Annotated in this window: 8 protein-coding genes; 3 read left to right on the top strand and 5 right to left on the bottom strand. The window is 71.5% G+C overall.

Annotation, left to right across the window (positions count from 1 at the left end; all coding sequences use genetic code 11):
• Window positions 1-260 precede the first annotated feature (260 nt).
• Window positions 261-2,027, top strand: coding sequence for a hypothetical protein (locus WMF42_RS35330; RefSeq protein ID WP_437687437.1), 1,767 nt, complete (start codon window positions 261-263; stop codon window positions 2,025-2,027).
• A gap of 97 nt (window positions 2,028-2,124) precedes the next feature.
• Here the strand turns inward: WMF42_RS35330 and WMF42_RS35325 are convergent, their stop codons facing one another.
• Window positions 2,125-2,685, bottom strand: coding sequence for a hypothetical protein (locus WMF42_RS35325; protein WP_437687435.1), 561 nt, complete (start codon window positions 2,683-2,685; stop codon window positions 2,125-2,127).
• Window positions 2,686-2,977: 292 nt separating this feature from the next.
• Here WMF42_RS35325 and WMF42_RS35320 point away from each other — a divergent pair, with 292 nt between their 5' ends.
• On the top strand, window positions 2,978-5,461 hold the full coding sequence (locus tag WMF42_RS35320; protein WP_437687433.1) for a hybrid sensor histidine kinase/response regulator: 2,484 nt from the start codon (window positions 2,978-2,980) through the stop codon (window positions 5,459-5,461).
• Window positions 5,462-5,473: 12 nt separating this feature from the next.
• Here WMF42_RS35320 and WMF42_RS35315 read toward each other — a convergent pair whose 3' ends face one another.
• The 4 genes from WMF42_RS35315 to WMF42_RS35300 all read right to left on the bottom strand — a co-directional run bounded on the left by WMF42_RS35315 (window position 5,474) and on the right by WMF42_RS35300 (window position 10,830).
• On the bottom strand, window positions 5,474-6,571 hold the full coding sequence (locus WMF42_RS35315; RefSeq protein WP_437687432.1) for a BON domain-containing protein: 1,098 nt from the start codon (window positions 6,569-6,571) through the stop codon (window positions 5,474-5,476).
• 830 nt (window positions 6,572-7,401) lie between these two features.
• Window positions 7,402-8,337 carry an ornithine carbamoyltransferase gene (gene argF, locus WMF42_RS35310; RefSeq protein ID WP_437687431.1) on the bottom strand — a complete coding sequence of 312 codons (936 nt, stop codon included), beginning with the start codon at window positions 8,335-8,337 and terminating at the stop codon, window positions 7,402-7,404.
• Between the two features lie 176 nt (window positions 8,338-8,513).
• Window positions 8,514-9,533 (bottom strand): RNA 3'-terminal phosphate cyclase, encoded by a 1,020-nt coding sequence (rtcA, locus tag WMF42_RS35305; RefSeq protein WP_437687429.1) that lies wholly within the window; start codon window positions 9,531-9,533, stop codon window positions 8,514-8,516.
• 70 nt (window positions 9,534-9,603) lie between these two features.
• The gene (locus WMF42_RS35300) at window positions 9,604-10,830 is read right to left on the bottom strand and encodes an RtcB family protein (protein WP_437687427.1); all 1,227 of its coding nucleotides are present in this window, start codon (window positions 10,828-10,830) and stop codon (window positions 9,604-9,606) included.
• Between the two features lie 194 nt (window positions 10,831-11,024).
• Here WMF42_RS35300 and rtcR point away from each other — a divergent pair, with 194 nt between their 5' ends.
• Entirely contained in the window at window positions 11,025-12,680 is a 1,656-nt protein-coding gene (rtcR, locus tag WMF42_RS35295) for an RNA repair transcriptional activator RtcR (RefSeq protein ID WP_437687425.1), read from the top strand.
• Window positions 12,681-12,687: the final 7 nt, after the last annotated feature.

The following is a 12,687-nucleotide window of genomic DNA, read 5'->3' as shown; positions in this document are numbered from 1 at the left end:
GGGGAAACGCCGCTCCGACTCCGCCTCAACGGCCCCGCGCCGCGGCAGGCAATAGCATTAACAAAGGCTCTCCCCGCTCACCCCGGCGTGTCGTTGAACCGCCCGCGACGGCCAGCGCAACTCCATGCGCCGTGGTGACAGCATGCGTCAAATCAGGCGCGCGCGACGACGCACAAGCAACCCTGCTGCACAATTACGGCGCTGTGGAGCGGTGGAATCTTATACACCGTGAGCTCTCCAGGAGGTGTAGAGTGGCCTACATGCCGCAAACGCCTTTCTTCATCATGCCTCGTCGCCGCGCGGCGCGAGCCGCGCTCTCGTTGTTCCTCTCCCTCGCGCCGCTCGCGGGGGCCGCGCCCGCCAGCGCTGCGGTCCAGCAGCTCGACGGCACGCGGCTGCCCACGCCGGTGGGAGATGCCGAGCTCGGCCTCGTGACGAGCCGTGGGTTCCCGGAGGACGCCGTCACGCTCGATGGGCTCTTCATGTACCGCGGGGAGGACATCGATCCGGTGGCGGACGCGAGCACGGAGCCGGGCGTTTTCTCGCCGCTCTGCGGGTTCACGGGAGAGCTCGTGCTGCGCGGGGGCGGGTGCAAGGTCGCGTTCGGCTGGTACAACGCGACCGCGAGCGGCACGCGCCCGCCGGACAACCAGATCTACGAGCTGATCCCCGCGGACACGTCGACGGCGTTCAACTGCGACGACAACGACTTCTGCCCGCTGGCCACGATGATGACGACGCAGGCGGGGCAGCACGACTGGACGCCGCGGCAGTTCTCGGCGTCGGACATCCGCAACGATCCGCGGTACCAAGGCGGCCTCGTCGGCTTCGCGCTGATCGGCAAGGCGGGCACCTACTGCACCCAGACGAAGTTCTCGCAGCGCGAGCTGAACACCGTCTGCACGAACTGCACACCGAACGCGCCGTGGGTGACCACGCTCATCTACACGTCGACCGCCTCGCCCGACGCGTTCTATGTCGCCTTCGAGGACCTGCCCGTGACAGCGACGAGCTGGAAGGGGAACCAGGGCGGGTACACGAACGACGGCGATTTCAACGATTTCGTCTACTACATCACCGGCGTGACCTGTAAGGGCGGCGGCCAGGTCTGTGACACGGGCGAGACAGGCGCGTGCGCCGTGGGCAGGACGGGCTGCGCGACCGACGGCGTGACCGAGTGCCTGCCCGTGCTCGAGCCCGGCGAGCAGCGCGAGCGCTGCGACAACATCGACAACGACTGCAACGGCGAGGTCGACGACGGCGACGGGCTCTGCGAGGAAGGCCTCGTGTGCAACCGCGGGGCGTGCGTGCCGTACTGCGGCCGCGGCGAGGTCGTCTGCGATCTCGGCTTCGTCTGCGAGGAGGGCCTCTGCGTCGAGCAGGCGTGCGTGGGCGTCGCGTGCGAGGGCGGCCAGGTCTGCGTGGGCGGGACGTGCGTGGGCGGCTGCGACGGCGTCGTCTGCCCCGCGAACCAGGAGTGTCAGCTCGGCCGGTGCGTGGATCTCTGCGCCACCATCGACTGCGGCGAGGACACTGTGTGCGAGCGCGGCATCTGCCAGTCGAACTGCGGTTGCCGCACCTGCCCTGACGGCAAGACGTGCGGGGCCGACGGCCGCTGCGTCGACACCGGCTGCGAGGGCAAGACCTGCGCTCCCGGGCAGGTCTGCGTCGGCGGGAGCTGCGCCGACGCGTGCGCGGGCGTCGTCTGCCCGGGCGGCGCGCCGTGCACGAACGGGTCCTGCGGCGAGCCGCCTGTCGGCGGCCCCACGGCCACGAGCGGCGGGCAGGACGGAGGCGGCCTGTTCCTGGACGAGCCGCCGCCGGATCTGACGGCCACGGTCGGGGCCGGCGGGGCCGCGGGCAGCGGCGGGAACGGCGGCGGCATCCGCAAGCCGGACTCGTCCTGCGCCTGCCGCGCTGGCGCGACGTCGTCGACGTCGGAGGGCTCGCCGGCCAGGCTCGGCGTGCTCGGCCTCGGCCTCCTGCTGCTCGCCGGCCGCAGGCGCCGCGCCCGCGCGGCGCGGTAGTCTTCACCGCGCAGCCCTGCGCGGTAGTCTTCACCACCACGCCGCCCTGGGCGGTCGTCTTCACCACGCCGCCCTGCGCGGTCGTCGTCACCACGCCTCACCACGCGGCGCGCGCCGCCATGGCGGCCACGAGGCCCGCCACGACGGCCGCCAGGAACCACGCGAGCTGCGCGCCGGGCGGCTCGCGCGCCGCGGCCGCGCCCGGCAGCGGGAACACAACGGACCGCACCCGCCGCGCCTCCGCGTCGACAAGCAGCACCCCGTCGACGTCGAACGCGAGCCGGTACTCGAGGAGCTGCCGCCGCGTCGCGGGCGTGTCGATGCGCGGCGCGAGCCGGCCTGTCTTCACCTCGGCGACATACCGCCTCGGGCCGTGCGCCACGAGGTAGTCGGCGCGGAGGCCGACCGTCATCGGCTCACCGTCGATCTGGACTCCGTACGAGACAGCGACCTGCCGGCCGAGGATCGTGTACCCGAGCTCGCGGAGGAGCGCCTCGGCCCGCGCTTCCCCCGCGGCGCCCTGCTCCCGGATGCGCCCGATCCGGCGCCGCTGCCGGGCGCTCCGCCACGCCAGCCGGGCCGTCTGGGCGAGCCCGAAGAAGAGCGCCGCGCCGGCCACGGCCAGGAGGAGCTCGGGCGGTGCGTCGCGGAGATCCACGCAGCGCGTGTTTGCGCAAATTTCCGGAGATCGGGCCAAGTTTTCTGCGACAGACAGCCCGCGGCGCGGCTGGCGGGCGTGTCCGCGGGCCGCTAGGACAAGCCGCACGGCTCAGCTCCGCATCAGGCATCCGCGCGCCCGTTCTCCGGGGCGGCGTCGCGCTCCCCGTGCGCGCTCGGCTCGCCCGGTCGGGGAGCATCCTCCGTGGTTCGCTGGCAATCCCTCATTCTGTGCCGAGGCCCGTCGGTCTGTGATTGATCCCGACAGGAGACGTTTCCGGAAGGTTCGCTTGTTGACCGAGGCCGGCCGCGCCCTCGCGCGGGCGCGCTCCGCGTGCGCGATCCACGACGCCGTCCTCACCGCGGCGAGGGAGCTGAGCGGCGCGGACGGCGCCGTGCTGCTCCTGAACGACGAGCAGGAGCGGCCGGTCGTGCGGTCCGCGCTGGGCCTCGACCCGGCGCTGCTCGACGAGCTCCGGGACGTCGCTCAGCCGAGCTTCGACGAGGGGATAGCGCGCGCGCTGCGCGGGGCGGCCCATGTCGCCACCGCGCCGTTGATCGCCGAGCACCGCGTCTCCGGCGTGCTCGCTGTCGCGCGCTCGACCGAGGCCACGGACGACGAGGCCTGGCTGCTGTCGGCGCTCGCCGACCAGGCGGCGGTCGCGCTCGCCGCCGTGGCCCGGAGGGCGCTCCCGGACGCCCCGGCGTCGGAGCGGGGCGCGACAGCGCAGCCGGGCGGGGAGGTCGCGCCCGGGAGCGTCGACGAGCAGGCGGCGCGCCTGCGCCTGGAGGCCGACGTGGAGCGCGAGCGTTACCGCCTCCTCGCGCGCGCCACGAAGGACTCGATCTGGGACTGGGACATCCGGACCGACCAGGTCGAGCGCAACGAGAACTTTTGCGAGCTGTTTCGCTACGATCCCGACCAGACCGACCCCTCTGGCGGGTGGTGGATCGAGCGCATCGTCCCCGAGGATCGCGACCGCGTGGCGCGCGGCCTGGAGCAGGTCCTCTGCGGCGACATCGATTGCTGGTCGGCGGAGTACCGCGTCGTGTGCGGGGACGGGTCGATCGCCCGCGTGCTCGATCGCGCCTACGCGCTCCGCGACGCTGCGGGCAAGGCGATCCGCATGGTCGGCTCGGCTGTCGACCTGACCGAGCGATCCCGGATCGAGAGCGCGCTCCGCGACAGGGAGGATCGGCTGCGGCTCGCCACGTGGGCGGCGGACGTGGGCACGTGGCGCATCGACCTGGCGACGTGGTCCGACACGAGGGACGCGAGCCTGAACCGCATCCTGGGCCTGGAGGAGCGCGAGACGTCGCAGCCCGTCGACGACTGGATAAGCCGCGTCCACCCGGAGGACATCGACGCCGTGCGCGCCCTGACCGAGCGGTGCGTCCGTGAGCATTGCGTGTACGACATCGTGCATCGCGTGATCCGCGCCGACGGGGCGATCCGGTGGGTGCACGATCGCGGGCGCATTTTTTACGACGAGGCGCGCTCCACGAGGTTTTTGACCGGCGCCGTCGTCGACATCACGGGGCTGAAGCAGCTCGAGGAGGAGCGCACCGATCTGCTCCGCCGCGAGCAGCAGGCGCTCGCCCAGTCGGAGAAGGATCGCCTCCGGGCCGAGGACGCGAACCGCATGAAGGACGAGTTCCTCGCGACAGTCTCTCATGAGCTGCGGACGCCGCTCACCGCGATCCTGGGCTGGGCGCGGCTGATCAAGGAGAAGGAGCTCGCCCCCGAGCGCGTCAAGCAGGGGATCGCGTCCATCGAGCGCAACGCCCACGCGCAGTCGCAGATCGTCGACGACATCCTCACTGTCTCGCGCATCATCACGGGCAAGCTGCGGTTGAACACGGTCGCCGTGGACCTCGCCGGCGTCATCGAGGCCGCCGTGGACACCATCGCGCCGACAGCGAGGGCGAAGGGCATCGAGATCTGCGTGGAGCTCGGCGAGGCGCTGGGCCACCTGAGCGGCGACCCGGATCGCCTCCAGCAGGTCATGTGGAATCTGCTCTCGAACGCGGTGAAGTTCACGCCGAAGCGCGGCCGGGTCACGGTCCGTGCGGCGCGCAGCGACGCCCAGGTCGTGATCGCGGTGACGGACGACGGCAAGGGCATCGCCCGGGCGTTTCTGCCGTACGTCTTCGAGCGCTTCCGCCAGGGCGACTCGTCGCCGACGAGGGCGTACGGCGGGCTCGGGCTGGGCCTCGCGATCGTCCGCCACCTGGTCGAGCTGCACGGGGGCACGGTGGAGGCGGACAGCCCGGGAGAGGGGTGGGGCGCCACGTTCACGGTGACGCTCCCCGCGCAGAACGCGCCCATGGGCGCGCGCGGCGGGCCGCCGCCTGCGCCGCGGCCCGCCGCGCTCGAGGACGGCGGCTCGATGGCGCTGAGCGGGATCCACGTGCTCCTCGTCGAGGACGAGCCGGACGCGCGGGAGATGATCGCGTTCGTGCTGGAGGCGACGGGCGCGCAGGTCACGGTGGCCGGCTCGACGGGCGAGGCCATGGGCCTCCTGGAGCGGCTGAGCCCCGATGTGCTGGTCAGCGACATCGGCATGCCGGGGGAGAGCGGTTATGCGCTGATCAAGCAGGTGCGCGCGACGGGGAGGGACGAGATCCGGGGGATCCCCGCGGTGGCGCTGACGGCCTATGCCCGGATCGAGGACAGGAGGCGGGCGCTGATGGCCGGCTTTCAGAAGCACGTGCCGAAGCCGATCGACCCGTCCTGCCTGGTGAAGGTGATCGCGGATCTCGCGAGCCGGCCGTGAGCCGGCGAGGGCTCAGCGGTGGGCGACGTCGTTCGCCATCGGGCGAGGCGCGCCCTGCTGCGCGCCCGTCGAGGCTGTCGAGCCGGTTGTCGCTGTCGTCGTCTCGGTGGGGCGCTTGACGCGGATCTGGTTGTGGACGTCCTCGACGCCGCGGACGTTCTCGGTGATCTGCTCGATGAGGCGCCGGTGGTACCGCTCGTTGACGGTGCCTTCCAGCGTGACCTCGCCGCTCTGCACGCGGACGGTCACCTCGCTGACGTCGATGTCGTCGCGGTCGGAGAGCATCTCGCACACGTCCTCGCGGATGCGCTCGTCGGAGCGCTTGTAGCCCTTGGGCCCGCGGCCGAGCGCGCCGCGCACGCGCTCTCCGAGGTGGTTCAGCGCGCCGCTGACGTTCTGCATCGCGGAGCGCCCCGCGTCGCGGACGGTGCGGACGAAGTCATGGCCGCCCTCGTGGCCCTGGTCGCGCCCGAAGTCGCCGCGGTCCTGGTCGCGTCCCCAGCCGCGGCCCTCGTCGCGGCCGTACTGGCCGCCGAAGCTTCGGTTGTAGTCGCCGCCGAAGCCGCGGTCATAGCTGCGGTAGTCGCCGCCGAAGCTTCGGTTGTAGTCGCCGCTGAAGCCGCGGTCGTAGCTGCGGTAGTCGCCGCCGAAGCCGCGGTTGTAGTCGCGGTAATCACGGTTGTAGTCGCCGCCGAAGCTTCGGTTGTAGTCGCCGCCGAAGCTTCGGTTGTAGTCGCGGTAATCACGGTTGTGGTCGCCGCCGAAGTTGCGGTTGTAGTCGCGATCGAAGCCGCGGTCGGTGCCGGCGAAGCGGCCCTGGTCGAACGTGTGCTCACCGCCGTAGCCGCGCTGCGCCGTGTACCCGTAGTCGCGGTCCTGGTCGTAGCCCGAGGTGCGCTGCTCCTCGCGCCCCCAGCTCCGCTCGGGGGGGTAGCTCCGGGGCTGCCCGTAGCGCTCGTCCCAGCGTCCGCCGCTCTGGCCCTGGCGCTCGTCCCAGCTACCTGCCTGTCCCTGGCGCTCGTCCCAGCGTCCGCCGCTCTGGCCCTGGCGCTCGTCCCAGCCGCGCTCGTCGCGCCCGTACTCGGTGTTCCTGTCGAACCGATTTCGCATGGTGGTAACTCCTTCGTCTCGTTGTGAAACAACGTCTCGTGTGTCTCGACCACGCGTCCCGGAGCTTCGCGCCAGCGCTCGACATCCTGCTCGCGCCCAGCTCATTGCGCGGGGTCGTAACAGTGCGGCTCATCGACCCGACTCGCAATCGGGGAGAACCCCTCGTTACTCCCCGGGACGATCCCGAAGGAGCCCTCTGAACGTCAGATCCTCCTCAATCCCCCTCAGTCCTGACGCATCCTTTCAAATCCTTCGGAAAATTCACGGGGAGGCGCGGAGGCGGGTAGGGAAGCCTTCAAATACTCCCCGTCTCCCCGCCTCCCTGTTCAATTTCTCCGCTGAAAAGCGCTACAAATCGAGGGAGCTCCTCGGCCCTGGATCCCCATGAGCTCGCCGCGATCCCGCGCCGACCTCGGCCGATCGCGCGGGTCGTCGCAAGCCAGACTCCGGTGGTACGTTCACCAGGAACGCACCACCGGACGCTGTCGAGGTGTGCTGTAGAACAGCCAGCGAGCGCCGCCTCTTCCGGATCGCGGGCGCGGAACAGCTCCGTGGCAGCGGGCGGACTCAAGGGCGCACCCCGGGAGCGCACATCGCTGCACCGGACGCGCGGCCCGCCGTGTCGGTCTGCTCAGGACCTCACTTCAGGCCGCTGTCGTGCCGTCGTCACGCTCCTGTGCTGCAACGCGCGATCGGCGGCGCAAGAGCTCGTCTTCTTGAGCCTTCCGTCCCAGGGCACACCCTCGTGGGGCAGACAGCCGTGGCCGGCGGCGAGCCCATGCGCCTCGGCGGCGTGGGCGCCGCCTGACGAGAGGGCCCGCCCGGTCGGCTCAGGCCAGCTCGACGCCGAGCAGCCACAGCATCAGCGCCTTCTGCACGTGCAGCCGGTTCTCTGCCTGGTCCCAGACCCGCGAGCGCGGCCCCTCGATCGTCTCGTCGTCGATCTCCTCGCCCCTGTGCGCCGGCAGGCAGTGCAGCACGATCGCGTGCGACGCGGCCTTCCCCATCACGCCTGCGTCGACCGTCCAGCCGGCGAACGCGGCGCGGCGCCGCGCCGCCTCGTCCTCCTGGCCCATGCTCGCCCACACGTCGGTGTTCACCACGTCCGCGCCCGCCGCGCCCTCGCGCGGGTCGCTCGTGAGCGTGACGTGGCCTGTCGCCCGCGCCCGCTCGACCTCGTCCGCGGGCGGCATGTACCCCTCGGGCCCCGCGAGCACGAGGTGGAAGCCGAAGAGCGGCGCCGCCTCGAGCCACGAGCGCGCCATGTTGCTCGAGCAGTCGCCGATGAACGCGACCCGCCGGCCCGCGATGCCGCTCCTGTCGCCGGTCGCCGCGAGCGCCTCCTCGATCGTGAAGATGTCGCTGAGCACCTGCACCGGGTGGCCGTCGTCCGAGAGCGCGTTGATCACCGGCACGGTCGCCTCCGCCATCTCGTTGAGGCGCGCGGTCGACGACGTGCGGAACGCGATGGCGTCGCAGTACCGGGCGAGCACGCGCGCCGTGTCCCGGATCGGCTCGCCGCGCGCGAGCTGGCTGCCCTGGGTGCTGAGCACGACAGGATGGGCGCCGAGCTGCGCGATCCCGACCTCGAACGACACCCGCGTGCGCGTGCTCGCCTTCTCCAGGACGACAGCGACCGAGCGGCCGGCGAGCAGCGTGGCGCGCCGCCCCTTCGGCTCCTCCTTGAGGCGCGTGGCGAGCCTGAGCACGCGGTGCGCCTCGGCCAGCGTCATGTCCGTCATCTTGAGGTAATCGCGCTTCGCCATGGTCCCGCCTTCCGCGCCGCTCCGTCCGGATGCTCGCTGTCGCGCCGCGGAGCAGCCCGCGACGCCAGAGCGCGCCGTGCGCCCGCTGTCATGTGGCACAACCGGGACGCCGCCGTCAATCGGCCTTGATCTGCCGACTCGGGCGCTGAACACGCGTGATTCTCGACGTCCCGCGCTCAGCGCTCGATCTCGATGTGCCACGCCTCTTCCGAGACCTGCTCGACCGAGGCGCGGATCCCGAGGAGGTCGCGGAGCAGTTGCAGGTGGGTCGTCGTGTGCGACGACGGGCGCACGGTCCGGAAGGCGCCGCGCCCCGCGAGGGCGATCAGCAGGAGGAGCTGGTCGGCCAGGTATTCGCCCACCGGGACGTCCGCCGCGATGTAGTCGCGCGCCTCCTCGGCGACCTTGGTGGCGACCGTCTCCGCGCGCACGCCCTTCTCGCCGAAGCCGGTGAAGACCTCGGTCACGTGCTCGCTCTCGACGGCGATCGTGAGCACGTTGCCCGGCCCGTGCCCGCCCGTCAGCACGCTCGGCTTGAAGCACGCCGGCTCCCAGCCGAGCACCGCCGCCGCCGCCTCGAGCTCGCGCATCGCCACGGAGCTCGGGAGGTTCGACACGGTGGCCACGGCCCTCCGGCCGCGGATCTCCCCGCGCGAGAGCAGCGTGAGCGGCGCGAGCGAGGGCGCGGGCGCGACAGAGACCCGGGCCAGCCCGCCGCCTGCCGGGTAGAAGCCTGGTGTCACGAGCGTGGCGGTGATGTCCGGCCCCATCCTGCGCACGAGCGGCAGATAGGCGAGCTCCAGGAAGTCGAACGGCGGCGCCATCGGGTTGTGCGTGCCGCCCTCGAGCGTGAGCGTCGACGGCGCGGGCGCGCGGAGCAGCGCGGGGAGGACTGTCTGCAGCACGAGCATCGTGCTCCCCGCGCTGCCGATCCGGAACGTGTGCTCGCCGGGCTCGAGCGCGCTCGGCCGGAACACGATCTCCTGCGACCCGATCGCGGCGCCCGACACCTCGGCGCGGCCGACCTGGGCGGCGGCCTGCACCGAGGTGAGGTGCTGCCGCATCAGGCCGGGGCGCGCGCGGCCCTTGCGGATCGAGGTGATCCGGACGGGCGTCTGCGTGATCAGCGAGAGGCTGAGCGTCGTGCGGAGGATCTGGCCTCCTCCCTCTCCGGCGGATCCATCGATGGTCAGCATGGCAGTCGACTCTCCCTGGATGAGCGATACCACGACCTGGATGAGCGATACCACGACCGCGGGCCGCGGCTCACCCCTTCACGCAGACGACCTGTCGCAGGGTGTGGACGATCTCGACGAGGTCCTTCTGCGCCCGCATCACGTCGTCGATCGGCTTGTAGGCGGCGGGCGTCTCGTCGATCACGTCCTCGTCCTTGCGGCACTCGACGCCGGCGGTCGCGGCCTCGTGCTCCGCGACGGTGAAGCGGCGTCGGGCCTCGGTGCGCGACATGACGCGTCCCGCGCCGTGGCTCGAGCTGCAGAAGCTCTCCGGGTTGCCGAGCCCGCGGACGATGAACGAGCGCGCGCCCATGCTGCCCGGGATGATCCCGAGGTCGCCTGCCCGCGCGCGGACGGCGCCCTTGCGCGTCACGAGGACGTCCTTCCCGTAGTGGTGCTCGCGCGCCACGTAGTTGTGGTGGCAGTTCACCGCCTCCACGGCCGCGTCGAAGGGCGGCAGCTCGCCGGACTCGCGGAGCGCCCGCACGACCTGCGCCATCATCAGCTCCCGGTTGACGGCCGCGAAGTCCTGCGCCCACGACACGGCCTGCATGTAGTCGTGGAAGTACCTCGTTCCGTCGGGCAGGTACGCCAGGTTCGCGTCGGGCAGGTTGACGAAGAAGCGCCGCATCTCCTGCTTGGCGAGCTCGATGAAGTAGCTCCCGACGCGGTTCCCGACGCCGCGCGACCCGCTGTGCAGCATCACCCAGACGCGCTCTTCCTCGTCGAGGCAGAGCTCGATGAAGTGGTTCCCTGTCCCGAGCGTGCCGAGGTGCTCGATGGCCGAGCCGCGCCCGAGGCGCGGGTGCTTCTCGACGATCTGCTTGTACCGCGGCTCGAGCGCGGCCCACGTGTCGAGCTGGGCCTGGGGCGGCGCGCGCCACGCGCCGCGGTCGTTCTTCCCGCCGTTGTCGGTGCGGCCGTGCGGCACCGCGCCCTCGATGGCGGCGCGGAGCCCGCGCAGCGAGTCCGGGAGCTCGGACGCGCGGAGGCTCGTGCGCGCGGCCATCATCCCGCAGCCGATGTCGACGCCGACGGCCGCCGGGATGACCGCGCCGTGGGTCGCGACGACGCTCCCCACGGTCGCGCCGATGCCCTGGTGCGCGTCGGGCATCACGGCGATCCACTTGTGGACGAACGGCAGCGACGCGACGTTCTTGAGCTGCTTCTCCGCGGCCGGCTCGAACGGCACGCCGACCGTCCACGCCTTGATGGGAACGCCCGAGTCCGTGGGAATGACGTTGTAGCTTCGCTCCATGGCCGTATCTCCGAGGGGGGGGGCGAGCCGTCCGGCTCGCGCGCGGTGCTGGGTCGCGCTGGTTGCGTTGAGTTCCGGTGTGCCGGGGCGTATCGCACGGGGCGTGCCACCTGGAGTCGCGGCGATCTCGGCCGGGTCTCGGCGGGGTGGCCAGGGGTCTTATCTTCCTGTATAAAGCGACTAGAGATCCATCTATGACCCGCAAACCCACGGTGATCCTCGGCATGCTCGGCCCCACGCTGGACACCGGCAAGACGACGGAGCGCTGGTCGCGCTGGCGTCCGAGCGTTGCGCTCTGCCAGCACGAGGACCTGCTCGTCGACCGGTTCGAGCTGCTCTACCAGCGCCGGTTCGAGGCCCTGGCCGGGACGGTGATGGCGGACGTGCGGCACGTGTCGCCGGAGACGGAGATCCGCGGTCACGTCGTCGATGTGGACGACCCGTGGGATTTCGAGGCGGTGTACGGGGCGCTCCACGATTTCGCAAAGGCGTACCCGTTCGCGCCCGACCGGGAGAATTACCTCCTCCACATCACGACGGGCACGCACGTCGCGCAGATATGTCTGTTCCTGCTCACGGAGTCGCGATACTTCCCGGGGCGGCTCATCCAGACGTCGCCGCCGAAGCGCGACAGGGCGGAGCTCGCGGCCGGGTCGTTCACGATCATCGATCTCGACCTCTCGAAGTACGATCGCATCGCGTCGCGCTTCCAGAAGGAGCAGCGCGAGGGGGTGTCGTTCCTGAAGAGCGGTATCGAGACGCGCAACGCGGCGTACAACAAGCTGATCGAGCGGATCGAGCACGTGGCGATCGCGTCGCGGGCGCCGATCCTGCTCATGGGCCCGACGGGCGCCGGGAAGTCGCAGCTCGCGCGGAAGATCTACGACCTCAAGAAGGGGCGCCGGCAGGTGAGCGGGGATTTCGTGGATCTGAACTGCGCGACGATCCGCGGCGATGGTGCGATGTCGGCGCTGTTCGGCCACGAGAGAGGCTCGTTCACGGGGGCGCTCAAGGATCGCCCTGGGCTCTTGCGCAAGGCGCACGAGGGGGTGCTGTTCCTCGACGAGATCGGCGAGCTCGGCGCGGACGAGCAGGCGATGCTGCTGCGGGCGATCGAGGAGAAGGCGTTTCTGCCGGTCGGGTCGGACCGGGAGGTACGTAGCGAGTTCCAGCTCCTCGCCGGCACGAACCGGGATCTGACGGTCGAGGTCGCGGCGGGGCGCTTCCGGGAAGACCTGCTGGCGAGGATCAACCTGTGGACCTTCCGGCTGCCGGGGTTGCGCGAGCGGGTCGAGGACATCGAGCCGAACCTCGAGTACGAGCTCGACGCCTCGGCGCGGCTGCTCGGCGTGCGGATCACGATGAGCCGCGACGCGCGCGCGCGGTTCCTCCGGTTCGCTACAGCGCGGGAGGCGGTGTGGCCGGGCAATTTCAGAGACTTCAACGCGGCGGTGACGCGGATGGCGACGCTCGCGCCGGGGGGGCGCATCGGGGTGGAGATCGTGGAGGAGGAGATCGGGCGGCTGAGCGAGGCGTGGCGGCGGGGGCCGGCGGCGGGGGGCGTGGGGGGCGCGGGCGGAGGGGTGGGGGAGGGGAGCGACGGGGATGGGGACGGGGAGGATGTCGTGATCGCGGCGCTCGGGGCGCGGAAGGCGGCGGCGCTGGACCAGTTCGACCGGGCGCAGCTCGCCGAGGTGCTGCGGGTGCTGAAGAGCGCGCGGTCGCTGTCGGAGGCGGGGCGGCTCCTGTTCGCGGCGTCGCGGGCGAAGAAGAAGAGCGTCAATGACGCGGATAGGCTGCGGAAGTACCTGGCGCGGTTCGATATCGACTGGAGCGCGCTGGTGGGGTAGGCGAGGA

The sequence above is a fragment of the Sorangium sp. So ce176 genome (assembly GCF_051519835.1).
In the GTDB taxonomy this organism is placed as follows: Bacteria; Myxococcota_A; Polyangia; order Polyangiales; family Polyangiaceae; genus Sorangium; species Sorangium cellulosum_G.
The sequence above is the reverse complement of the archived record's forward strand: the minus strand, read 5'-3'. Positions and strand labels throughout refer to the sequence as shown.